Annotated in this window: 18 protein-coding genes; 13 read left to right on the top strand and 5 right to left on the bottom strand. The window is 41.9% G+C overall.

Translation table 11 applies throughout. The features are described 5' to 3' along the window. Nucleotides 1-13: 13 nt before the first annotated feature. Entirely contained in the window at nucleotides 14-1,174 is a 1,161-nt protein-coding gene (locus G601_RS0121115) for a GGDEF domain-containing protein (protein WP_207638083.1), read from the bottom strand. 199 nt (nucleotides 1,175-1,373) lie between these two features. Beyond that, nucleotides 1,374-2,819: a BspA family leucine-rich repeat surface protein gene (locus tag G601_RS25560; protein ID WP_026666519.1), complete on the bottom strand. Its 1,446-nt coding sequence runs from the start codon at nucleotides 2,817-2,819 to the stop codon at nucleotides 1,374-1,376. A 230-nt stretch (nucleotides 2,820-3,049) separates the two neighbouring features. Here G601_RS25560 and G601_RS0121105 point away from each other — a divergent pair, with 230 nt between their 5' ends. After that, a complete protein-coding gene (locus tag G601_RS0121105) occupies nucleotides 3,050-4,822 on the top strand; it encodes a leucine-rich repeat protein (RefSeq protein ID WP_026666518.1) in 1,773 nt (590 codons plus the stop codon). Between the two features lie 74 nt (nucleotides 4,823-4,896). Here G601_RS0121105 and G601_RS0121100 read toward each other — a convergent pair whose 3' ends face one another. Next, nucleotides 4,897-5,664, bottom strand: coding sequence for a spermidine synthase (locus G601_RS0121100; protein WP_081673662.1), 768 nt, complete (start codon nucleotides 5,662-5,664; stop codon nucleotides 4,897-4,899). 216 nt (nucleotides 5,665-5,880) lie between these two features. Between G601_RS0121100 and G601_RS0121095 the strand changes: the two genes are divergently transcribed. From G601_RS0121095 to G601_RS0121045, 11 genes are all read left to right on the top strand, one after another. Continuing rightward, complete coding sequence (locus G601_RS0121095; protein ID WP_026666516.1) at nucleotides 5,881-7,512, top strand: MBL fold metallo-hydrolase RNA specificity domain-containing protein; 1,632 nt, start codon at nucleotides 5,881-5,883, stop codon at nucleotides 7,510-7,512. 160 nt (nucleotides 7,513-7,672) lie between these two features. Beyond that, nucleotides 7,673-8,524, top strand: coding sequence for a thymidylate synthase (gene thyA, locus G601_RS0121090; RefSeq protein WP_026666515.1), 852 nt, complete (start codon nucleotides 7,673-7,675; stop codon nucleotides 8,522-8,524). A gap of 15 nt (nucleotides 8,525-8,539) precedes the next feature. Beyond that, complete coding sequence (locus tag G601_RS0121085; RefSeq protein WP_026666514.1) at nucleotides 8,540-9,028, top strand: dihydrofolate reductase; 489 nt, start codon at nucleotides 8,540-8,542, stop codon at nucleotides 9,026-9,028. Between the two features lie 123 nt (nucleotides 9,029-9,151). After that, on the top strand, nucleotides 9,152-11,176 hold the full coding sequence (locus G601_RS0121080; protein WP_026666513.1) for an HlyD family efflux transporter periplasmic adaptor subunit: 2,025 nt from the start codon (nucleotides 9,152-9,154) through the stop codon (nucleotides 11,174-11,176). Continuing rightward, nucleotides 11,176-11,898, top strand: a complete 723-nt coding sequence (locus G601_RS0121075; protein ID WP_330368893.1) for an ABC transporter ATP-binding protein — start codon at nucleotides 11,176-11,178, stop codon at nucleotides 11,896-11,898. Before G601_RS0121080 ends, G601_RS0121075 begins: the two co-directional genes overlap by 1 nt. Next, the gene (locus G601_RS0121070; protein WP_051206139.1) at nucleotides 11,867-13,165 is read left to right on the top strand and encodes an ABC transporter permease; all 1,299 of its coding nucleotides are present in this window, start codon (nucleotides 11,867-11,869) and stop codon (nucleotides 13,163-13,165) included. The genes G601_RS0121075 and G601_RS0121070 overlap by 32 nt, the downstream gene beginning before the upstream one ends. Then, nucleotides 13,158-13,868, top strand: coding sequence for a response regulator transcription factor (locus G601_RS0121065; protein ID WP_026666510.1), 711 nt, complete (start codon nucleotides 13,158-13,160; stop codon nucleotides 13,866-13,868). The genes G601_RS0121070 and G601_RS0121065 overlap by 8 nt, the downstream gene beginning before the upstream one ends. Before the next feature lie 30 nt (nucleotides 13,869-13,898). Next, nucleotides 13,899-15,485: a sensor histidine kinase gene (locus tag G601_RS25555; RefSeq protein ID WP_207638082.1), complete on the top strand. Its 1,587-nt coding sequence runs from the start codon at nucleotides 13,899-13,901 to the stop codon at nucleotides 15,483-15,485. Between the two features lie 140 nt (nucleotides 15,486-15,625). Further along, on the top strand, nucleotides 15,626-16,783 hold the full coding sequence (locus G601_RS0121055) for an ABC transporter substrate-binding protein (protein WP_026666509.1): 1,158 nt from the start codon (nucleotides 15,626-15,628) through the stop codon (nucleotides 16,781-16,783). 113 nt (nucleotides 16,784-16,896) lie between these two features. Further along, entirely contained in the window at nucleotides 16,897-17,778 is an 882-nt protein-coding gene (locus G601_RS0121050; protein ID WP_026493787.1) for an ABC transporter permease, read from the top strand. A 32-nt stretch (nucleotides 17,779-17,810) separates the two neighbouring features. Continuing rightward, on the top strand, nucleotides 17,811-18,602 hold the full coding sequence (locus G601_RS0121045; protein WP_026666508.1) for an ABC transporter ATP-binding protein: 792 nt from the start codon (nucleotides 17,811-17,813) through the stop codon (nucleotides 18,600-18,602). 56 nt (nucleotides 18,603-18,658) lie between these two features. Here G601_RS0121045 and G601_RS0121040 read toward each other — a convergent pair whose 3' ends face one another. Next, nucleotides 18,659-19,009 carry a hypothetical protein gene (locus tag G601_RS0121040; protein WP_026493785.1) on the bottom strand — a complete coding sequence of 117 codons (351 nt, stop codon included), beginning with the start codon at nucleotides 19,007-19,009 and terminating at the stop codon, nucleotides 18,659-18,661. 43 nt (nucleotides 19,010-19,052) lie between these two features. Further along, nucleotides 19,053-22,784, bottom strand: a complete 3,732-nt coding sequence (locus G601_RS25550) for a chemotaxis protein CheB (RefSeq protein ID WP_207638081.1) — start codon at nucleotides 22,782-22,784, stop codon at nucleotides 19,053-19,055. Nucleotides 22,785-22,923: 139 nt separating this feature from the next. Between G601_RS25550 and G601_RS0121030 the strand changes: the two genes are divergently transcribed. Next, nucleotides 22,924-24,108 (top strand): response regulator, encoded by a 1,185-nt coding sequence (locus G601_RS0121030; RefSeq protein WP_026666507.1) that lies wholly within the window; start codon nucleotides 22,924-22,926, stop codon nucleotides 24,106-24,108. Nucleotides 24,109-24,252: the final 144 nt, after the last annotated feature.

Here is a 24,252-nt window from a genome sequence, read left to right as displayed (position 1 = left end):
ATTCCTGGATAGATTAATTAGAATTATAAACCGTGCATCTTGCTTTTCCGTCTTCCTTTGATTTATACAGTGCCTGATCTGCGAGCTCCATGTTTTTCTCAAGGGAGAGGGTATTGTCAATCTGTGAGACTCCGCAGCTGAAGGATATGGGCATGGCAGGATTCTTGTCGGTCAGAATGATCTGGGCAGCATCCAGGATTACCTTGGCTTTATCGGGAGCTTCATAGATAACTCCGATAAATTCATCGCCACCCCATCTGCCCACAAAGCCGTTTGTACCAACCTGATTCTTCAAGGTTTCCGCAACCATGTGGAGCACGGCATTTCCGTACAGATGCCCTTTGGTGTCATTAAAGGTCTTGAAATTATCCACATCCAGCATGAAAAGTGATGCGGTCATTTTTCCGTATTTTCGTTTATTTTCCTTGTCGAATTTTTCCTTAAAAAGACGATTGTTGGCAATTCTGGTTAGATCGTCTGTGTTCTGGGCTTCATAGGTAACCCTTGTCAGCTTTGAAAAGAGTGTGAAGCTGACGAAAAGGTAGCTGATAATTATGAGAGCAAGAAGAATAATCCTGCGGTTCATTTGTGCGAGCAGGATGTTTATGTTGGGAGTTATATCAGTCTGAACGAAAATATTCCAGTTAAGAGCCTTGTTGTGCATCACTTTTGTGCAGACATTTCCATCATTCCAGGCATAGCCATCTTCATCTACGTCCATGGTGATAGTATCCGTGGAGAGTCCAAGAGCTTTTGCAGCATCCTCTACGGTCTTGTAGTAGGTTGTGCTGCCTGTGAAGGAGTTATGGGCATTACCTACATTTGCAATACAGACTGTGAGATCATACTCAGATTCATAGTTTTCGAGCTTGCTCTGAAAATCGTCTATCTTATTACCTACACCGACAACTCCCAGTGTTTTCCCTCTTTCATCAGTGACAAGACAGTTTACGAAAAGAGAAACACTGAAGTCATTAACTTCATCGTGGTCAATTTGGATGTCATATTCCTGATTAAGGTCAAGAAAATTGAAGTACCAGGAATCAAAATTATCATCTGGTGAGATAACCTTGTTAAGTCCTCCGTCATAGTAGTAGTTATAAGTTTGGTCGGAAACAAAGAAGACGATGTCGTAATTATATTTTTCCTTGTATTCCCTCAAATAATTGTACACATCATATATAATAGAACCATTAAATCTCTATTAAATTACTGAAAATTAAATGATGGTACATCATGCTCCGGCGCTGTTATAGTGTTTAAGCCCGGTACTCCAGAACAGATATGCGGCAGCTCCCGAAATTAAAAAATACCCCTATGTAGGATTTATATTTCAGTGTCCTACTTAGGGGTATCATCATGGTGCGACAGTTTTATTTTACTTTGGCATTAGTATATTTTTTAATTGCCTTTGCAAGCTTAGCTTTCTTCTTGCCCTTAATATCTTTGATCGAAATAGAGGCATCCTTGTTTATCTTTTTGAAGGCATCCTTCTTGACTGAAAGAGATGAATTGGCAGAAATCTTTACCTTCTTCAGCTTCTTGCAATTCTTGAATGCAGCTTTGTCGATAAGAGTTACGTTATTACCGATGGACAGGGATTTAATCTTCTTGTTGCCCTTGCCGGCGTTTGCGGCAATTGTGGTAACGGGATAAGTCTTGCCGCCGGCAGAAACCTCATTTATGGATATCTTACCGGAAGCTTCGATTTTGGTGGCTGTAGCATTGCCGTTTTCATCAATGTTATAGGTGATACCATCGACGGTTGCGGTGAATGCCTTTGGAGCTGCATCCGCAACCTTTTTTGCATCATTAGTTTTTGTTTCTGTCCCGGAGTTTTTTGCGGGAGTTTCATCAAGTGGCTTTTTATCCGTAACACCATCTGAGAAATCAGCGTTGTCAAATGTCTTAGGGGCTTCTACAAAAATATAATGGTGACATACAGATGATACAGGTAATTTATCATATGCAGTCTGGCTATCCGGTATTCCGTTCTGGTTATCGTCTCGATAAAGCGCTCTGGGTAATGTGATTTCTTCATCAAGTTTCTTTGGCGCATATAGCTGCTTAAGATTATCGCATCTGGAAAATGGGGTATAAACATCAGTCCCTTTACCAATCTTCATAGTAGACAGGTCTACACGCTGTAATGACCGGCAATCACGAAATACCCCTTGGAAATCTGTGACTTTGGAAGTATCAAAGGTGTTAAAGTTTATATTATTGATATTTACACAATCTGCAAACATGAATGTCATGTTCTCGAGATTGGGAGTCCTAAAGGTACTGAGATCAATTGACTTTAAGCTGTAGCATTCCCAAAACATGGATCGCATACTTTTGACCTTTTTAGTATCAAAACGGCTTAAATCAATTTTCTTTAATCTGTGAAGTAATGAAAATGTGTTATCAAAGGATTCTACTCTCGAGGTATCGATCTTGTTTCCAAAATCAATTTCTTCTATCAGTTTATTCTGACCAAACAGAGTGTCACAATATTTATCAAGATATATCTTAGGATATGAGCTGTAAATAAGCATGGACTCTGTTTTGAGGTCATAATATGCAGTTAAATTCTGACCGGCAGGGGCCTGCGGAAGTGTATCAGATGGTTTTGCATCTGTTGTGGATAAAAACTTTATTTTTTTTACGATTTTATCCTCTTTAAAATTGGTGAATTTTTTTATTGCAATCCTAAAAGAAGAATTGCTAAGAACTGCTTCGCCTGATGCGGCTCTGGCAGAAATGCCATTCCCTGTGGAAACAGCAAGAAAAGACAGCATTACAGCTGCTAAGAATAATAAAACTTTTTTCTTCATTACATAGTTCTCCCCAAATTGATTTGTACCTGTGGCACAATGGACATTTTATAATAATGCAGCTCTTAGTACAACAACAAAAGAGAATTATACGTAAATTTGTAAATTATAATATGGTATAAAAATATGGGTTTATTTGGGATTGAATAATTCTATGCATTAGGCGATAATAGACAACGTGGCACAGCCACGCGAGGGGAACTTTTTGAAGTGGAGGGAATTTTATAGTTATGAAGAAAGTTTTGGGAACAGTGTCTACATTTTTCCTGCTTTTAGTCCTGTCAATGGGACTGTTTACTATCAAAGCGCAGGCAGCCGAGATGAAGTATGTGAATGTCAGTGAAAACGGAAAACTTATGGGAGGAAGTAAGTTTAACAAGACTGTAAGGGAACTGGCTGCAGGAACGAAAATAGGCGAGAGTGGATATAGAAGAAGTGAGAATGATACACTTATCAAGAAGATTAAATTCATGTCAGCCGGAAAGACACTTACAGATAAAAAAGTGGATTTGATTTCATTCCTTAAAGGTAAGGGAGTGACAGACTTTGGCTCTACATATGCCGTTTATGATGATGGAAATGTCTATGTTATAAACAGAGATAAAAAAATAATCTTTAATGAAGACTGCGGTGGTATGTGTACGTCAATGATGGCTTTGGAAAACATTGACTTTGGAGATAAGGTCGATGGATCAAATGTTACGAGGACGAATTCTTTTTTTTATGACTGTGAAAAATTGAAGACAGTGAATTGGGGCAGTTTTTCATCAACTAAGGTTTTAGAAGCGAGATGTATGTTTTATAGGTGTAAAGCGCTTGATGGTGTAGATTTAAAACCCATTTCAAAGTCTAAAATTGAAGATATGGGTTATATTTTTTCTTACTGCAGCGCTCTGAAAAGTGCTGATTTTTCAGGTTTTGATACATCAAATACCAAAAAATTTGCGCGTATGTTCCAATGCTGTTATGGGCTTGAGAGTGTTAATATCAGAAGCTTTGATATGAGGATAGCAGAGGAGTGCGACGGCATGTTTTTGGAGTGCAGATCACTGAAACATCTGGACTTCTCAGGCATGTCACCGAAATATGTTACCGATTTTACTTCCATGTTTTGTGGATTAGGAACAAGCTATAATGAGTCTTCTTTGTCACTTACAGGCTTTAATGCTAAAAAGATTACAGTTGCTGACTGGATGTTCTGTAATTACAAAGGTAAACTTGATATATCTTCGCTGGATTTATCAGGGGTGGCTTCATATAAGAACTTTTTTACCGATTATAAATATTCGTATCTGACAGCAATTAAGACACCTGCCAAGATGCCTGAAATATGCAGAATCCCGCTAGGCGGAGTTTTCTATAAATCCAATGATGGCGGAAAAACTTTGGATAAAAGTGTAGCTTACACTTATCTTGACAGAACAACGCCTACCAAGACCTGGTTATATTTGGATCCTAAGGAGAAACTTCCTGATACAGAGGAAGATTATGACTATGAATGGATTGAGAAAAATGATGAGGCCGGAAGTACAGATGGCGCAAATGGAAATCAGTCCGATAAGCCCCTCGAAATCGGTAAGGAATTTACAGTAGGAACTGAGACCTACAAGGTGACTTCAAAGGATAGCGCCGCTCTTATAAAGTCTGAGACAAAGTCTAAGAAATTCACTGTAGAGTCTGAAGTAACCTGCGAGGGACATAAACTTAGTGTCTCAGTTATTGGACAGAATGCTTTTGCAAAGAATAAGAAGATAAAGGCTGTTACAGTTCCTTCTTCCGTTAGCACTATTGAGAAGGATGCCTTTAAGAAATGTAAGAAGCTTTCAAAGATTACACTTGAATCTGATTCTGTTGGCATTAATAAAAATGCTTTTAAGGGAATAAAGAAGGACGCAACCTTTGTTGTAAAGACAACGAATAAAAAGGCTGCCAAGAAGCTGTTTAAGACAATCCGCAAAAAAGGTGGCGCCAAAGAAGCGACTTTAAAGATAAAGAAGCACTGATACTTTTGGAAACAGCCTGTATAATTCAAAAAATACGACATAATAGATAACCCTCTTGCAAAGAAGCAGGAGGGTTATAATTTTCTATCAGATGCCATCAGGATACAGTTCCCACCGCCTTTGCAGGGAACGATCCTGGTATATTTGAATATATTCTTGAGGCTGGCATTAAGTAGATGTGTCTGCATTGAGATAACATCCTGAGCCTCGTTTATCATGTTAAGAGCGTATATTCCGTTTGGACTTAGAATGGAATATACGCTTTTTAATGCATATTCTGATAGGATAGTCCTGGAAGCGGAGCTTCCGGTGTAGGCATCAAAGATCACCAGATCGTATTTTACCGCAGAGGGAGCATTGCTATAGCGAACATCACGGCTATAGTTGCTTTCTATGCCTGCATTGTGCATGGTGGTATTTTTTATGAATTCAAAACCATCCTGAACGACAATCTTGATACGCTTGTCGTTTGTATCAAGACCGAAGTATTTCTTTGCAAGCTCAACGTAGGTGCCATCCACTTCCACGACAGTTATGCGACGCTCGGGATGGTCCTTTAAGTAGAGCTTGGGGATGATGAAACCACCGCCTCCTATGAGAAGGCAGTTATTTAGTCCGGGATTGTGTGTGACCATGGTCTTTAGAGTTTTCATGTAATTAAACAGAGGGTCCCTGTCACCATATTCGTCCAGGTACATGCCGGACTCCCTTACTCCATCATACAGAAGAAGCCTTACGGCTCGGTGGTTTTCGATAGTATCCCTGATTTCAATATGTCTGTCCGCAGAGCGGAAACGTGTTTTAGGAAAAATATAAAGTGATAACTGTTCTAAAATATTCATGAGGAAATTTTACAACAAAATGCGGTATATAAAAATATAAGAAAAATGTTAGAAAATGGTTAGAACTTACGCATTATATCCATAATTAATTTATTGGCATAGGGGGCATAGCAGATTTAAAATTAATGTATAGCTTTGGTTTTATAGTTGGAGGACTATTGTCTTTGACTGTTTTTGATCAAAGTAATAATAAGTCATTTCCGGAAGGAGGTGCCTATGAAGCTTAGTTTCATCGGTGCGGATCATGTGGTTACAGGTAGCTGTCATTACTTGAATATTGGTGATAAGCACATTCTGGTAGATTATGGTATGGAACAGGGAAGCATTGCTTTTGAGCATGCAGAGCTCCCTGTAAGCGCTGCGGAGATAGATTATGTTCTTCTTACGCATGCGCACATTGATCACTCGGGTAATCTGCCGCTTTTATATGCAAGAGGATTTCGCGGCAAAATTTTCATGACGAGACCAACGGCTGATCTGTGTAATATAATGCTCCGTGACTGTGCACATATTCAGATGCAGGAGGCTGAGTGGAGAAGCCGCAAGGGTAAAAGGAATAAGAATATCAAGCAGATAGAGCCGCTTTATACTATGGAGGATGCAGATAATACGCTGCGTCACATTGTGTCCTGTGAGTACAACCAGAAGATAGACATTTGTGATGGTGTCACGATAAGATTTACTGATATCGGTCACCTCCTGGGATCTGCCAGTATAGAGGTGTGGGCTACTGAAAAAGGGGTACAGAAAAAGATCGTATTTTCGGGAGATATAGGAAATTACGATCAGCCGATTTTGAAGGATCCAAAGCTTACTTCAACTGCCGATTATGTCGTTATGGAATCCACCTATGGCGACAGATATCATGAAAGCGAGAAGCCGGATTATGTTGCTGAGCTGGCAAAAATATTGAACAGAACCTTTGCAAGGGGCGGGAATGTGGTAATACCTTCCTTCGCGGTAGGAAGAACCCAGGAGATTCTGTACTTTTTAAGAACAATAAAAAAGGATCACCTCGTAACTACGGTGGATGATTTTCCTGTTTGGGTTGACTCTCCCATGGCAGTGGAGGCGACGGAGGTGTTTGGTGACCATGCGCTTGACTGCTATGATGAGGAAGCGCTGGCTCTGGTAAAAAAGCATATCAATCCGTTGTCGTTCCCGGGACTTAACCTTGCAATCACTACAGAGGAGTCTCGCGCGATAAATGAGGAAGAGACACCAAAGGTAATCATCTCGGCTTCTGGAATGTGTGAAGCAGGAAGAATCAGGCACCATTTGAAGCATAATCTGTGGCGCGAGGATTCCACCATTCTTTTTGCGGGTTATCAGTCAATAGGTACAACAGGTCGTGCTATTCTCGAAGGTGCTGATGAGATAAGGCTTTTCGGGGAGACGATTGACGTACGGGCAGAGATTATCAAACTGTCCGGCCTGTCCGGTCACGCAGATAAAAACGGCCTTATCAACTGGATTCAGGGCTTTAAGGAAAGACCGAAAAAGGTTTTCATAGTTCATGGTGATGACTCGGCATGTACAGCATTTGCAAACTGTCTTCGCGATGAATACGGATATGATACCTATGCTCCCTTTAGCGGAACTGAGTTTGATCTGATATCGGGACAGATCATCAAGGAAGGTGTTCCGAAGGCAGTGGTTAAGAAGACCAGCAAGCTTGTATCTGATGTATTTACAAGACTTAAGGCAGCAGGTGCAAAGCTTACTGCGATTATTGCAAGAAGCGAGGGCATGACTAACAAGGATAAGGCAAAATTCGCTGACCAGATCCTCGCTCTGTGTGATAAATGGGAAATTAAGGGTGATAACCGCAAACAGGATTGGTATTAAAAACACAATAGTCGAAAACAGGACGGGGATTAAAAAACAGAAGTGTGAATTGAGAAAAATACCATAAATCGGTATACTATAGAGAGTGTGTTTTAATAAATGCACTCTCTATTATTTTATGGGAATTCCTATGAAATAAAAACATTTGAGGAGGATCGGCATGAGTAAAGCAGATGAGATTTTCATAAATATGTGTAAGGACATTCTGGAGAACGGAACCAGTACTGAGGGTGAGAAGGTAAGACCCCACTGGGAGGACGGAACCCCTGCATATACGATTAAGAAATTCGGAGTTGTTAACAGATATAATCTGGCAGAAGAGTTCCCGATCATGACACTCAGGAAGACAGCTCTTAAGAGTGCCACAGACGAGATGCTCTGGATCTGGCAGCAGAAGTCCAATAATGTAAATGATCTTCACAGCCACATCTGGGACGAGTGGGCAGATGAGACAGGCTCTATCGGAAAAGCCTACGGCTATCAGATGAGCGTTAAACATAAGTACAAGGAGGGCATGTTTGATCAGGTTGACAGGGTTATCTACGATCTTAAGAATAATCCTTTCAGCCGCAGAATCATGACAAATATCTATGTGCATCAGGATCTGTCTGAGATGAACCTGTATCCTTGTGCTTACAGCATGACATTTAACGTTACACAGAAAAAGGGTGAGGACAGACTTACTCTTAATGCGATTCTGAATCAGCGCTCTCAGGACGTGCTTGCAGCAAACAACTGGAATGTGGTTCAGTATTCGGTTCTTGTTCATATGCTTGCACAGGTATGCGATATGAACGTTGGTGAGCTTGTTCACGTCATCGCTGATGCCCACATCTACGACAGACATGTGGATATCATCAGGGAGCTTATTAAACGTGAGCCCAAGCCGGCACCGAAGTTCCACCTTAATCCTGATGTTCACGATTTTTATGAATTTACAAGAAATGATGTTTCGCTTGAAAACTATGAGGTAGCAGGCGAGCAGATTACTAATATTCCTATAGCTATATGATAAACGGAGGAGCAAATGAAAATAATTTTATCAGCAGACGAGCACTGGGGAATTGGCAACAAGGGCCAGCTTCTTATCAGAATCCCCAACGACATGAAGAATTTTAGGGCGGAGACCATGGGCAAGGTTCTGGTATACGGAAGAAAAACTCTTGAGACCTTTCCCGGGCAGCAGCCACTTGAAGGAAGAAAGAACATCATCCTTTCGACCAACCCTGATTACGTGGTGAAAAATGCCACCGTTGTTCACAATCTGGACGAGCTCAAGGATGCTATCGCAGAGTACGACACAGACATTGTTTATTGCATAGGTGGAGCGAAGGTCTACGAGGAGCTTCTTCCCATGTGTGATACCTGCATTGTTACCAAGATAGACAGAGTATTCGAAGCGGACAGATTTTTCCCTAACCTTGATAAGGATCCCGCGTGGGAGCTTTTCGAGGAGAGTGAAGAGCAGGCGTATTTTGATACCACCTACACATTCAGAACATATAAGAGAGTATGATATATTGCTTTTTGTTTACAGCCTTTGCAAACCTTAAGAAATCTTAAGGTTATGCAAAGGTTTTTTTTATATGAAAATAGTAAGCTCTTTCCTGGACAATAATTCCGGAAGGGGTAGGAATAAATGAAAATTAAAGAGATTTTTCAAAAGAAAAAGACAAGGGCAATTGCAATAATAGCCGTGATAGTAATGACAACGACCACCGTAGGAACCATGGGGTATACCAGAGCCAGACAGGCTGCTGCTATGGAGGACAGTATGCCTGTGATGATAGAAACTGCTCAGGTGACAAGGCAGGATCTTAAGAAGACCATAAGCCTTAATGGTACGATTGCAGCACTGGACAGTCAGAGCGTTGCCAGTGAGCTGACCGGAGTAAAGATAAATTCACTTAAGGTGCGCGTGGGTGACCGGGTGAAAAAAGGTGATATCATAGCAACCCTGGACACAACAAACATTGAGAAGTCTCTTGCACAGGCAAAGGAAGTACTGGAAATAGCAAAGAAAAAAGACTCTCTGGAGCTTGCAACTGCACAGAGGAATTATGATGCGGCGGTTGAAACTGCAAGGATTCAGATAGAGAGAGCAGAAAGGGATTCCCAGAAGGCAGATAAGGAATATAATGACGCGGTAACTGCATCAAATACTGCAAATGCAGAGAGCACCAGCGCAACAGGAGATGTAAACGAGAAAACTGCTGCTGAAAATGGAGCTAAGGATGCGGTTAACAGTGCATCGCAGGATGTATCAAGCAGTGAAGATAAGCTTTCAAAGGCGCAGGCTTCCTATGATGATGCCAACAGGGATGTGACAGATCTTGAAAATACTATCAGTACCTTGAAAACTGATTACGAGGCCTATACGAAGGGTGATTTTTCCTCAGCAGCTGACAGATATAACAAAGCAAATGAAAGCCTTAGCACGGCCAACGAGGCTCTTAAAAATGCAGAGAGTCAGAAGACTACACTTGATTCTAATCCTGATGCTTCACCGGAAGAGCTTGCAAAGGCTCAGGAAGCACTTGATAAGGCCAGACAGGATGTGGCTACGGCTCAGGGAGCATATAACGAGGCAGAGCAGGTATATAACGATGCCAAATCAAAGCTGGAAGGTATAAAAAGCGAGATTGATTCTGCGGAATCTCAGTATACAGATGCGGTTAAGAAAAGAGATAAAAAGGAAAAGAAGGTAAGTAAGGCTCAAAAGGAAAACGAAGAAGCCAAGAAAAACCTTGAAAGCAAGCAGAGCTCCTTGGAGGAAGCTCAGAACAATCTTTCCGATGCCAAGTCAAAGCAGGCAGAGAAGGAGAGTGATGCCAAGTCAGCAAAGGAAAATATAAAGACAGCCAAGGAGAGCGCAGATAAAGCAAAAGAAGATGCAGATGATCAGAAAAGAGAGAACAATAAGTCTGTAGCGGACTCAAAGGACAGCTTTTCTGAAGCGCAGCTTAGTCAGGGAACAAACACGATCCAGGCGCAGCAGGAGGTGGATAAATATGAGCAGGATATGGAAAAGGCTACAATAGTAGCTCCCTGCGATGGACTTGTCACATCTGTAGGCGTAAAGGAAGGTGGAATTTACGACAATGGCAATGAGATAGCACTTATTCAGAACGACAGTGGCTATAAGGTTACCGCAACTGTGGATCAGTATGATATATGCGATATAAAAGAGGGAATGAAGGTAAAGATCAAGACAGATTCCGTTGAAGAAGAGATGGATGGAACACTTTCATTTGTCTCTCCCATACCTCAGGGAACTGCCTCGTCCGGCGGACAGGAGCAGGCATCCACAGGATCTTCAAGCGAATATCCTATTGAAGTGTCAATTGAAGGCGGAATGGAGGACAGACTTAGAATCGGTATGACTGCCAAGATCACAATCCTCGAAGAGGAGGCAGGAAATACACTTACTGTACCTGATACCTGCGTTCAGACAGCTGAGGACGGAAGCCTTTATGTGGAAAAAGCGGGAACTGATGAGAATGGTAATCCGGTATCTACAGGAGAACATATCACGGTGACTTACGGAGTAAAGACAGATTATTACGTAGAAATCAAGGGTGATGGACTCGAGGAAGGAATGGATGTTATCGTACCTTCTTCTGATGATTTCATGATTACAGATACTGAGAGTGGGGTGGAATAATGGCAGAAATAATGACACCAGATAGCATGATAAAAGCAAGAGGGATAATCAAGCGATTCAATGTAGGAAGTGAGAATGAGCTTGAGATACTTCATGGGATTGATCTTGATGTAAAAAAAGGTGAGTTTGTCTCCATAGTAGGAACCTCAGGTTCCGGTAAATCAACTCTTATGAATATCATAGGTCTACTTGATAAGCCCACAGAGGGTGAGTATCTGCTGGATGGTGTGGATGTATGCAGTGCCGGTGATACAGAGCTTTCGCACATAAGAAACAGGAAAATCGGATTCGTTTTTCAGACCTATAATCTCATAGCAAGAACAAGCGCGCTGAAAAATGTCGAGCTTCCCATGCTGTATGCAGGGGTGAAGGCGAGAGAGAGAAAAGAGCGGGCCATGGAGCTGCTTGATCTTGTGGAGATGAAGGAAAGGATTAACCATACTCCTGATGAACTGTCAGGTGGACAGAAGCAGAGAGTTGCCATTGCAAGAGCCCTTGTGAACAGTCCCTCTATTATCCTTGCTGATGAGCCTACAGGTGCGCTGGATTCCTCAACCGGAAGAAAGATAATGGATCTTTTTCATAAGCTTCATGAGAAGCAGGGGATTACCATTGTTTTCATAACACATTCACCTGAGCTTGCGACGGAGACGGAGAGAATACTGACATTAAAAGACGGCGCTTTCATAGATGAGAGGATGGGAATCAGATATGCTTCTTGAAAATGTAAAGCTGGCATTGACAGGACTTCTTGCAAATAAGATGAGAACTTTTCTGACAATGCTCGGAATAATAATAGGTATAGCCTCTGTCATAGCTATTATGACTGTGGGCGATGCCATGAATAAATCGGTCATGGGCTCCATGGGGGACATGGGAGTTAACAATATAAGCTTATATATTATGCAGAAAATGGGCGAGGATTATGACTACACCAGTGATACATTTGTACGCGATATGAAGGATAAGGACTATGTTTCGGAGGAAATGATAAAAGATCTTACGGACCATTTTAAGGATAAAGTAGAAGGTGTAGCCCTGAAAAAATCCGTGGGCGAGGTTAAGATCGAGGATGGCAAAAAATATGCCAACATTTCACTTGAAGGTGTTAATAATTCTGCTTTGAAGCAGACTAAGGTAAAGATTCTTGCAGGAAGAGGGTTTTCAGAAAATGAGCAGAATGAATCGAGAAAGGTAATAGTTGTTTCTGACAGATACGTTGATAATATGCTGGGGACAGAGCCGGCAGCAGCGCTTGGACAGACTGTGGAGGCGGTCATAGATAATAAGTACTACAGCTATACGATCATAGGAGTTTATGAGTATTCAGAGAGTCAGGCCGGAGGTATGGGCGCAGGTAAATCGCAGAAGGATATAAGGACATCTGCCTATATACCGCTTCAGACAGCTATCATACAGCTTAGGGAAAAGTATCAGTTCGATGAGCTTGAAGTGGTAGCCAAAAACGGAGCGGATCAGGGTGTTTTGGCAACGGAGATTTCGGAGTATTTTAATAATAAATATTACAAGGAAAATGATGCATACGAGTCATACGCCTACAGCATGAAGGAAGAGATTAAATCAATGGAGTCCATGCTGAACACACAGACCTATGCCTTTGCAGCCATCGGCGCCATATCTCTTCTGGTAGGTGGTATCGGTGTAATGAATATCATGATCGTATCTATCACGGAAAGAACAAGGGAAATAGGAACAAGAAAAGCCCTTGGTGCAACTAATGGCTGCATCAGACTGCAATTTATAACAGAGGCTGTTGTAGTGTGCTTTATAGGAGGAATATTGGGGGTAATTGTTGGACAGATTTTCGGAATCATGGCGTCCAAAATGATGGGGTATAGCGGAAGTGCATCCGTAGGCGGTATAATATTTTGTGTACTGTTTTCTATGGCATTTGGAGTATTTTTTGGATACTATCCGGCTAACAAAGCGGCTAAGCTCAACCCGATAGAGGCACTTAGATATGAATGATAAAAAGTATAAGATCCTGGTGGCTGAAGATGATGTGGATATTATCTCGCTTCTCAGGCTCTATCTTGAAAATGCAAATTATGAGGTGATATCAGCAGAGAATGGTAAGGAGGCTCTTTTGGCTGTTGAAAATGAGCAGCCAAACCTTTTTATCTGCGATATCATGATGCCCAAAATGAGCGGTTATGAAGTGATCAAAACCATCAGGGACAGGGGGGATAATATCCCTATCCTGGTTTTGTCAGCAAAAAATCAAGATAGTGACAGGATTTTGGGATTGGATATCGGAGCTGATGATTATATGGTGAAGCCCTTTAATCCGCTGGAGATTGTTGCCAGGGTCAATGCTATGCTCAGGAGGTTTTACAAGCTTGGCAGCAGTGATATGTCAGACAGCATGACATTTACTGTAGGAGAACTTAGGCTTGATGTCGAGAAGGCGAGATTTTCCAAGAAAAATGAGGAGATACTCCTTACCCCTACAGAGTTTAAGATAATGACACTTCTTATGAAAAATCCGGGAAGAGTTTTCACTAAGGTACAGATCTATGAGCATGTAAATGGAGAGTACTATGAGAATGATGACAACACGCTTATGGTGCATATGAGCAAGCTCAGGGACAAGATTGAGGATGACAGTAAGAACCCCAGATACATTAAGACAGTCAGAGGGCTTGGGTACAAGTTGGACCGCGGTTTATAAGGGGACGAAATGAAAAAATTGTTTTCTTCCATGAGGAGCGAAAAGGGTACGCTCTATTCGCTCGTCACCAAATATTATGTTTTCTTTGCGGCAGCAGTTCTGCTGCTTGCTTTTCTTGTAGTTAAATTCACTGAAAATGCCATTGAACAGGCAAACTATACCCCCAATGTAAAAAGCTTTATAAGCAATGATCAATTAATAAAAAATGAAAAATACGACAGGCTGAATATTAAGAAGGTCCTGGGGGAAAAGAGCTATTTCGAGGTCCTGGATGAGAATGCAGAGGTCATTTATTCCAGTGATGGCAGCGTAAAGAATACCTACAGTCCTGAGGAGCTTGAATTTATTCCTTCAGATCGTTGGAACAGTTATTATTATCTCGATACTATTATGGCGGAGGATGGGAGCATCCGTGGATATGCACTTCATAAATACGCTACTGTAAATGACAGAGAAGGTGAGCTGTACACGCTTAGCGGTGTCGCAATTCTTGATTCCGATAAAAATGTCGTGTATTCGGACAGTGGGATGGATATTGATCATTTATCTGAAAGGGAATTCAATATTCTGTATGGTAGTGACACAGACACCTATCTTCAGAAATATGAATATGTGACAAACAATGGTGAGAGCAGGACAATGCTCATTCATCAGGATTATAGCAATACTTCGCTAAATGATACCTTCAGGAGAATATATCTTACTGCTATTTTTTCTTTCCTTTTTGTTTTCGCGATTTTTGTTATCATATTTGTTTTTCGTACAGCGCTGGCGGTCAGAAAGCCAATCACCATGCTGCAGAATGCTATGGATGATCTAGGGGAGGGCAACAGAGATGTTGCAATAACTTATTCGGGCCCCAAGGAATTCGTACAGATCATGGATTCCTTCAACGATATGACCAGCAAGCTGGCAGAGGCCGAGAGGGAGAAGGAGGGGCTTGAAAAGGAAAGGCAAAAGATCCTTGCGGATATTTCCCATGATTTAAAGACTCCCATAACAGTGATACAGGGCTATTCCAAAGCGGTGGCAGACGGGCTTGTACCTGAGGAAGAGCAGAAGAAATACCTTGAGACAATAAACAGAAAGGCTGACAATCTTTCGGAGCTTATAAATTCATTTTATGAGTATTCAAAGCTGGAGCATCCTGAGTTTTCTCTTTATAAAAGGGAGTGTGATATCTGTGAGTATTTCAGGGAGTATCTTGCAAATAAATACAGTGAACTCGAAATAGCAGGATACGAAATGGAAATTGATATCCCTGAAGAAAAGATTACAAAGAGCATAGATGATGCTCAGTTAAAGCGTGTTTTTGAAAATATAATAAACAATTCGGTTAAATCTAATCCTAAGGGAACGAAAATATTTGCAGCTATGAAGCAGAGCGGAGAAAACGTCATTATTTATCTTGGTGATGATGGCGTAGGCGTTCCTGAAGTGATACAGGATGAGATATTTAAGCCCTTCGTTGTTGGTGAGAAGGCAAGGACAAGCGGAAAGGGAACGGGACTTGGGTTATCTATCGCCAAGCTTATTGTTGAGGCTCACGGAGGCACAATCCGGCTCATGGATGATAGTGAATCCGGGTACTCAACAATATTTGAAATAATACTATAGTTTTATTGACCAATCTTTATGTTTGCGATATTATATATTAAAACACTTTTACAGTTTAAAGCGTCAAAATATTTAAACAGTAAAGTGACAGAGTAAAGATTATGAAAAAATATTATTTCTAAAAAACGAGGAGGAAAAGTATGAAAAAGAAGATTCTTGCCGCAGTTCTTAGCGGCGCAATGATCCTTAGCATGACAGGCTGCGCACGTACAGCAGGTGGTAACACAACTACAGCTACAGATACTCAGGCTGAGGCTTCTACAGAGGCAGAGAGCACAGATGCAGCTGCCGAGGAGAGCATTGAGGAGGTTGCAGAGGATACAGCAGATGCAGCTGCCGAGGAGAGCACTGAGGAGACAGCAGATGCTGCAGCTGAAGGAGAAAAGGCTGAAGCAGGTAAGACCTTCCATGTTGGTGTTATCCAGCTCGTTGAGCATCCCGCACTTGATGCTGCTACAAAGGGCTTCGAGGAAGGCCTTCAGGAAGCACTTGAGGCTGATGGATATTCAGTAGAGTTCGATTATCAGAACGCTCAGGGCGAGCAGGCTAACTGCGCTACAATCGCTACAAAGTTCGTTAATGATAAGGATGATCTTATCATGGCAAATGCAACTCCAGCACTTCAGGCAGTTGCTGCAGCTACAGGAGATATTCCGGTAGTTGGTACTTCAATCACAGACTACAAGTCAGCTGGTGTAATCAATGATAACAACGCACCCGGCACAAACGTAACAGGTGCTTCTGACCTTGCTCCTGTTGATGAGCAGATCAAGCTTCTTCAGACACTTGTTCCTGAAGCTAAGCAGGTAGGTATTCTCTACTGCTCATCTGAGGCTAACTCAAAGTTCCAGGTTGATCTTGCAGCAGAGGCTCTTGATGCAGCAGGAATCGCTTACAAGGAATACACAGTTGCTGATTCAAATGAGATTCAGTCAGTTGTAACAAACGCAATTGGTAACTGCGACTGCCTGTACATCCCTACAGACAACACAATCGCTGATAACATGTCTATCGTTAAGAATGCAGCATGGCCTGCAAAGCTTCCCATCGTATGTGGTGAGGAGAACATGTGCAAAAACGGTGGTCTTGCAACACTTTCTATCAGCTACTATGACCTTGGTGTTACAGCTGGTAAGCAGGCTTATGAGATTCTTGTAAATGGTAAGAATCCTGCGGAAATGCCTATCGAGTTCGTATCAGAGGGTATCACTTCTGAGTACAATCCTGAGACAGCAGAAGCTATCGAGTTTGATACAAGTCTTCTTGAGGGTCTCACAGCAATCGAGATGGGTGAATAATTTTACATCTTATCAGGATAAAATCTAATGAAATAAAAAGCGAAGGTGCTCTCGTTCTTTGAGCACCTTCTTGTTTGCTTTTTGTAATAAAAATGTTGAAGGAGTAATTTTTTATGGTTTCACTACTACACGCACTGCCGGGCTCAATTGCCCAGGGCCTTATTTGGGGAATATTGGCAATCAGTGTTTTCTTAACATTCAAGGTACTTGATTACGCCGACATGACTGTTGACGGATCTTTCTGTACAGGAGGAGCGACCTGCGTAATGATGATGCTCTCAGGGCATAACGTATATGTATCACTTCTCTGTTCATTCATTGCAGGAATGTGTGCCGGCTACGTGACCGGATTATTGCACACTATGCTGAGAATACCCCCGATTCTTTCAGGTATCCTTACTCAGCTCGGTCTGTACTCAGTTAACCTGGCTATCATGGGAAAATCCAATCAGGCCATAAGCGTTGACCAGTATGCACTTATTGTCAGCCTCAGATTTATTAACTACTCAATTCTCATGAGCGTGATAATTGTGGCTATAATCATTTTCCTTCTTTATATGTTCTTTGGAAGCGAGATCGGTTCAGCCATCCGTGCTACCGGTTGTAACCAGAACATGGCAAGAGCTCAGGGTATCAACACCGGAAGATGCATAAGACTTGGTCTTATTGTCAGCAACGGCCTTACAGCTTTTGCAGGCGGACTTTACGCACAGTATCAGGGTAACGCAGATGTTAACGCAGGTCGTGGTGCTATCGTTATCGGACTTGCAGCGGTTATCATTGGTGAAGTTATCTTCGGATCAAGACATAATTTTGCAGTGAGAATGGGAGTTTCCGTTGTGGGAGCTATCATCTACTACATCGTAATTGCAGTAGTACTTCAGCTTGGACTTCCTTCAACTTACTTAAAGCTCCTTAGTGCAGTACTTGTTGCTGTATTCCTTGGAATTCCTGCTATTCAGGGATATCTTGGAATTAAGGTTAAGCAGAGATAATAAAAGGAAGCGAAGACAGAGGTAAACAAATTATGTTAGAGATAAAGAATCTGGTTAAAATTTTCAATAAAGGTACCATCAATGAGAGAGTAGCTCTTAACGGCGTTAATCTCACACTTAATGATGGTGATTTCGTTACCGTTATCGGTGGTAACGGTGCAGGAAAATCAACAATCCTCAATGCGGTTGCAGGCGTGTGGCCCATTGATTCAGGAAGCATTGTCTTAAACGGACATGATATCACAAAGCTCCCTGAGTACAAGAGAGCTCAGTACATCGGACGTGTTTTCCAGGATCCTATGATGGGAACAGCCGCTACAATGCAGATTGAAGAGAATCTTGCCCTGGCTGCAAGACGCGGACAGAGCAGAGGGCTGAAAAGTGGAATCAACAACGCAGAGAGAGCTCGTTATAAGGAACTGTTAAAATCCCTTGACCTTGGACTTGAGGATCGCCTTACAAGTAAGGTTGGACTTCTGTCAGGTGGTCAGAGACAGGCGGTTACACTTCTTATGGCATCACTGAAAAAGCCTGATCTGCTCCTTCTCGACGAGCACACAGCAGCTCTTGATCCCAAGACAGCCAAGAAGGTGCTTGAGATCTCCGAGAACATCATCAAAGAGCACAGCCTCACAGCTCTCATGGTTACTCACAATATGAAGGATGCTATCGCTCATGGAAACAGACTTATCATGATGAGTGAAGGTAAGATCATCTACGATGTGGCAGGAGAGGAAAAGAAAAACCTCAAGGTCGCAGATCTTCTTCAGAAGTTCGAAGAAGCCGGCAATGATGAGGTTAATGATTCAATGGTATTGTCATAAAAAAATTCGGCGCGTATGCATATATCATACGCGCCATTTTTTTATTTAATTCTATTTTATTGTAGGGTTTCGATTAGTGAATCTCTTATCTTGTTTGCCAGTTCATAATTTTTCTCAAGTGTAGGGCGGATTTCCTCGTTTCGCAAATCGTCTGTGAGTTCGCACATAACCGCAAATAGAGGATTGAGCGATAGATCTGCGCAGGAACCTTTAATTCTGTGAGAGATTACAAAGGCATCTCGGTACTGCTCTTTTTCTATCATGGTGCACAGATCGCGCCAATCGTTGTTGGATAAAAAAGCATCTATAAGTCCCAGATAAAAGTCCTCATCACCGAGCATTCGTTTGATTGCAGCTGCGGTATCTGCCCCCCATGCACTAAGTGCAGCTATTTTTTTGTTATCCATACAATGTTTTTGCTCCTGTTTTTTTAGTATGATAAGTGGCCTATCAGCTTTCGTCAAGCTGCTTCTGGATTGCCTTTGCGAGACTTGAGAACAGCTTGTTCTGATCAATAGGCTTTTCCAAAACCTGATCCATTCCTGAGCAAATGCATCTGTTCTCAACATCATTGGCCATGTCTGCTGTAAGTGCAAAAATCGGAATAACAGCGGCATCGGGTTTCTCCATGGCACGTATTTCCTTTGCGGCTTCAAGACCTGATTTGACAGGCATCATAAGATCCATGAAAATTGCCTGATAGTGGTAAGGGTCGCGGTTTTTAAACATGTCGATTGCTTCCTGGCCGTCTCGTGCGACCTCAGCGTGAATTCCCTTTGTCTTTAACAGTTTTATGATTACTTCTGCATTTATGGTATTGTCCTCTGCAAGAAGCACGGTTTTGCCGTAGAGAATATGATCCTCATACTTTTCTGACTGATGAGTATGTAGGGATATCTGCTCATCTGTTGCCAGAGGATAAGTGAGAACAACCTTGAATTCTGTTCCGGTACCTACGTGGCTTGTGCAGGATATTGTTCCACCCATGAGCTCTACAAGGTTTTTGCATATGTAAAGACCAAGTCCTGTACCTTCCTGGTATGGGTCGTCTGAATCACGATCCTGCTCAAATGGCAGGAACATCTTTTTCTGGAACTCATCGCTTATGCCTATGCCGGTATCCCTGATGGTATAGGTGTGTACAGAGGAAGAATCGGTGTATGTTACATCAGTGGTGAAGATTACTCTGCCTCCTTTTGGTGTATATTTGATACTGTTGGAAAGGAGGTTGAGAATGGACCTCTCAACATGCTTGGAGTCCATGAGGACATATTTGTCCTTGGATCCGTTTATCTTACATTCAAAGTTGAGTCCGGCCTTTCTTGTTTGTTCTTCAGTTATGGAAGAAATTGAGTTGATTATATTTTCTTCACGAACAGCAGAGCTTATGGAAACAACTTTTCCTGAGTCAATTTTGCTTGTCTCAAGTATTTCCTCGATTAGTGACAACAGATATTTACTGGAAGTCATAATCTTATCAAGGTTATCCTTGAGAGTAGGAGATATGGAATCCTCCTGAAGAGATAGCTGAGTGAGTCCGAAAATAGCGGTAAGAGGAGTTCTCATATCGTGGGACATCTGTGAAAGGAAGGTCTCCTTTTCACGGCTGGAGCGAACTGCTGCACGAAGTGCCTTGCCCATTTCATCTATCTGCTCCTGATCTTCAATCTGCTTAGTAGTGTCAACGAAGGTGAGAACCAAACCTTTGAGATTGCGTCTTTTATCGGCAGGAGAAACTACGAATTCATCGGCTCCATTGATATCGTGGTAGGGAGCTATTCGAATCAGGTAGGTTTTTCCTGCAATAGAGGCACATCTCTGTTCAAGAGGTTCCACTGTATCAAGGACTTCTCTGCATTTTGCCATGAGGTCTATTGTTACAAAATTAAAGCTGATATAGCGAAGGGATCTTCCTACATCCTGATCTGCAATGCTGAATTCTGAGGAAATATACTCTGTATATTTTCTGATATTAAGATCCTTGTCCACCATCAGGATTCCAATCAGGGTGGAGGCCAGGAAGTTGGCAATATCATTGTTGGCAACAGCCAGCTCCGTAACTTTGGACTGATACTCGGAATTGACAGTGTATAGCTCCTCGTTTACAGACTGAAGTTCCTCGTTACTTGACTGCAATTCCTCATTGGCAGTAAGCAGTTCTTCGTTTGCAGCCTGGAGTTCTGCGTTGGTAGACTCCAGCTCTGTAACGGTCTGACGCAGGGAATTTTTGGTTACCTTCAGCTCCTGTTCCAGGTCTGAAATTCGCTTGGATGCAGCAAGGTCAATCTTATATTCCTGCATATCAATTTTCAGATCCTCACGACCGCGCAGGAAGGATACCGCTGTGAAATCTGTTTTTTGACCATGGCTGTCATTTATAGGATTGGCAACTATTGAAACAAACTCAGATTTTCCGTCAATATCCACAGGAATATTGGAGTAAGCCTTGCGATCGTTGGTAAGCCTTGCTTCTTTGAGAGCTGTAGATAGCGCAATTTTCATATCTGCTCTAATGAGTTGGAAAATATCAAGGGTTACCTGACCTGCAGGGATAGTTATGAGTCTGGAACAATTTCCATAGCTTCTTACCAGTTCATTCTTTTCATTTACAAGAACTGTAGCAGGCATAAGTGCCTCAAGTACAGAGGTGTCGAGCTCATGAGCCTTGTAATTAATGGAATCATCATCATCCATTCCGTTTATGTTTATTGGCTCGATGGGTGCGTCTATGTTGCTCATGGAATAAGCAAACTGCTCGTGAGTGGGAGCATTGCCTTCCGCATAGTGTATGAATATTTTTTCATCGGCACTGACAACCCTGAACACATCTGAGTAGTCTATGACTGACTCGGAACGACCAAGGAACAGATATCCTCTGTCGGAGAGTGCCATGTGGAAGATGGCAAAAAGATTCCTCTGCAGAACAGCCTGGAAATATATCAGGACATTTCTGCAGCAGATAAGATCCAGTTTTCCAAAGGGCGGATCCTGGAATACATTGTGTTGCGCGAAGATGATCATTTTTCGTATGTCGTGATGAATGACATACTTGTTACCCTTTCTTGTGAAATATTTGGAAAGTCTTGCAACCGACACATCTTCTATTATGTTGTTGCCATAAACACCACGAACAGCAGTGCCTATGGAATCGGGATCAAGGTCTGTGGCAAAGATTTTTACGCCCCTGTGGACAGAGAGTTCCTCCATAGCCTCTTCAAATAAAATGGCGATGGAATAAGCTTCTTCACCGGTTGAACAGCCGGCAACCCATATTCTGAGCTCGTCGTCAGGATGTGAATTAGTGATTAGTTTTTTTACTACAGTTTCCTTGAGTACTTCAAAATAATCGGGATCCCTGAAAAATGAGGTAACGCCGATAAGGACTTCCTTTGCAAGCAGCTTAGCCTCTTCGGGATTGTTGTTCATGTAGTTGACGTACTCCCGGAGGTTTCTGTTGTGGGTAACCACAAGTCTTCGTTCAATTCTTCTGAGGATTGTGGTCTGCTTATAGTAAGCGTAATTTATATTGGTGACATTTTTCAGTATTGTAAAAATCTTGGATAAAAGATCATCATCGGTAGAGCCAAGCTGTGCCTCAGCGTCAACAACAGACTTAGCAATGTGTGCAAGCTCTCTGGCAATGGAATCGGGTTTTAACATCAGATCCACAAAGCCTGTACTTATGGCGTTTCTGGGCATTCCATCAAATTTGGCAGACTCGGGGCTCTGAACGATGATCATACCGTTCTGCTCCTTGATTGCTCTGATTCCGTTTGTACCGTCGGAACCTGTTCCTGAGAGGATTACAGCAACGGAGCGATTTTCATAGGCGTTTGCAAGCGAACGGAAGAAGATGTCGATAGGATGACTTATCTGCTGAGAATTCTGTTCCTTGAGGTTTAAGACGTTGTTGTGTATTTCAACGTTGTACTTAGGCGGAATCATGTAGATGTGATTTCGCTCCACAAGCATTCCGTCCTCGATTTCTGTTATGGGCATGGAATTATATTTGCCCAGAATATCCACAAGCATGCTCTTGTGATTGGGAGCAAGGTGCTGGATTATGACAAATGCCATACCTGTGTTAGAGGGAAGGAAGGTTAAAAATTGCTGAAGCGCTTCCAATCCTCCTGCGGAAGCTCCTATTCCTACTACGCAATGTGGCTGAATATTTACGGACATATCTTGGGGATTATACATATGAATCGCCTTTCTGAGATTTGCATTAAATCAAGATTTATTATTTTTTTCGTAGTATTCTTGTATGTATATATGATATCATTATCTCAATATTTCTGAAAATTTTCTAGAGGGGAATGTAATGAACGACAATAAAAACGAGCTTATTAATAGGCTTATCGAGACGAAGCATAAGCTTTATTATAGCGATGCTTTTCTTGAACAGATGAGCCGGGATGTCAGGGGTCCTCTGTACTCTATTATTGAATTTTCCAAGATAGCAAAGGACACGGGTAATGATGAAGTGGCTGTAAATCATTACCTTGATCAGATAAATAGGGCAGGTCATTTGATGAATGAGTCAATAGATGATGTTATGGCTCTTCGTCAGATTGCGATGAAACAGGTTAGCCTTCATCCGGAGCTTATTGACCTGGATGAGTTTCTGGAGTCACTTAGGAGTGAAGCTTCTTACTTCCTCATTCCTATGGGAATAATGCTTAATATTGAAAAGAAAGGATTGGACAACTGTTATATCATCGCAGATTATTCGATTCTTTTTCAGGTGCTTCGCAAAATGATCAGAGTTATTGCTGAGTCTATGCCGAATCTGAGCACTATTTATTTTATGGCGGAAAATAAAGGAGCTACAAATAATGAAATTGAATTAAGTTTTAAAGTGGCAGGAGAAGAGGCATTTCTTCAAAGCAGTCAGCTTCAATCACTTAAGGATGAGTATGATGCGCTGGAATATGATATGTACTCGATGCTTGACACCATGGATACAAAGGCAATCATTATCAGATTCTATGCACATGAGATGGGGGCAGATGCTATAGATGTTGTATCTCAACCGGAAAACGGAGTGCAATTGCAGGTCACTTTTAAATTCCCTATAGTTTCAGGGGAAGAGTATATGTCCAGGATAAATCGGAATTATGATTTTTCACAGAAGAGGATTCTGGTAGCAGATGATGATGAGATTAATCTTGAGATTGTAGATAAGCTTCTTAGGGAGAAAGGCGCTGAGGTTATTACGGTTCGAGATGGCAGAGAAGCACTTCTCACATACAGAATGGAGCATGGTAAATTTGATCTGATTTTACTTGATATTGTAATGCCGGATATAGACGGACTGTCTGTTGCAAGGCAGATAAGGGAAAACACTACAATTCCTTCCTCCAGAAAGGTTCCGATCATAGCCATGACTGTGAACGCTTTTCATGAAAACTATGAGCAGAGCCTTAAGGCGGGGATGAATTCGCATCTGGTGAAGCCCATTGATTCCGGAAGATTGTATAACACAGTTGCAGAATATATCAGATGACCGCAGCACTAGTGTAGATGTGAGCGATGAACGTGTGTTACCATAGGTGGTAGATAATTAAAAGAATTTATGCCTTGTGTTTTTGAGGCATGAGTTCTTTTTTATGATATAGCTATTGTGGAATGAAAATATATTGAGAGTATT

The sequence above is a fragment of the Butyrivibrio sp. FC2001 genome (assembly GCF_000424125.1).
GTDB lineage: Bacteria > Bacillota > Clostridia > Lachnospirales > Lachnospiraceae > Butyrivibrio.
The sequence above is the reverse complement of the archived record's forward strand: the minus strand, read 5'-3'. Positions and strand labels throughout refer to the sequence as shown.

Bases quoted from the DNA above. Each gene is read 5' to 3' on its own strand.
- G601_RS25560 (WP_026666519.1), bottom strand. From the start codon at position 2,819: ATGAAGAAAAAAGTTTTATTATTCTTAGCAGCTGTAATGCTGTCTTTT.
- G601_RS0121105 (WP_026666518.1), top strand. From the start codon at position 3,050: ATGAAGAAAGTTTTGGGAACAGTGTCTACATTTTTCCTGCTTTTAGTC.
- G601_RS0121100 (WP_081673662.1), bottom strand. From the start codon at position 5,664: ATGAATATTTTAGAACAGTTATCACTTTATATTTTTCCTAAAACACGT.
- G601_RS0121095 (WP_026666516.1), top strand. From the start codon at position 5,881: ATGAAGCTTAGTTTCATCGGTGCGGATCATGTGGTTACAGGTAGCTGT.
- thyA (WP_026666515.1), top strand. From the start codon at position 7,673: ATGAGTAAAGCAGATGAGATTTTCATAAATATGTGTAAGGACATTCTG.
- G601_RS0121085 (WP_026666514.1), top strand. From the start codon at position 8,540: ATGAAAATAATTTTATCAGCAGACGAGCACTGGGGAATTGGCAACAAG.
- G601_RS0121080 (WP_026666513.1), top strand. From the start codon at position 9,152: ATGAAAATTAAAGAGATTTTTCAAAAGAAAAAGACAAGGGCAATTGCA.
- G601_RS0121075 (WP_330368893.1), top strand. From the start codon at position 11,176: ATGGCAGAAATAATGACACCAGATAGCATGATAAAAGCAAGAGGGATA.
- G601_RS0121070 (WP_051206139.1), top strand. From the start codon at position 11,867: ATGAGAGGATGGGAATCAGATATGCTTCTTGAAAATGTAAAGCTGGCA.
- G601_RS0121065 (WP_026666510.1), top strand. From the start codon at position 13,158: ATGAATGATAAAAAGTATAAGATCCTGGTGGCTGAAGATGATGTGGAT.
- G601_RS25555 (WP_207638082.1), top strand. From the start codon at position 13,899: ATGAGGAGCGAAAAGGGTACGCTCTATTCGCTCGTCACCAAATATTAT.
- G601_RS0121055 (WP_026666509.1), top strand. From the start codon at position 15,626: ATGAAAAAGAAGATTCTTGCCGCAGTTCTTAGCGGCGCAATGATCCTT.
- G601_RS0121050 (WP_026493787.1), top strand. From the start codon at position 16,897: ATGGTTTCACTACTACACGCACTGCCGGGCTCAATTGCCCAGGGCCTT.
- G601_RS0121045 (WP_026666508.1), top strand. From the start codon at position 17,811: ATGTTAGAGATAAAGAATCTGGTTAAAATTTTCAATAAAGGTACCATC.
- G601_RS0121040 (WP_026493785.1), bottom strand. From the start codon at position 19,009: ATGGATAACAAAAAAATAGCTGCACTTAGTGCATGGGGGGCAGATACC.
- G601_RS25550 (WP_207638081.1), bottom strand. From the start codon at position 22,784: ATGTCCGTAAATATTCAGCCACATTGCGTAGTAGGAATAGGAGCTTCC.
- G601_RS0121030 (WP_026666507.1), top strand. From the start codon at position 22,924: ATGAACGACAATAAAAACGAGCTTATTAATAGGCTTATCGAGACGAAG.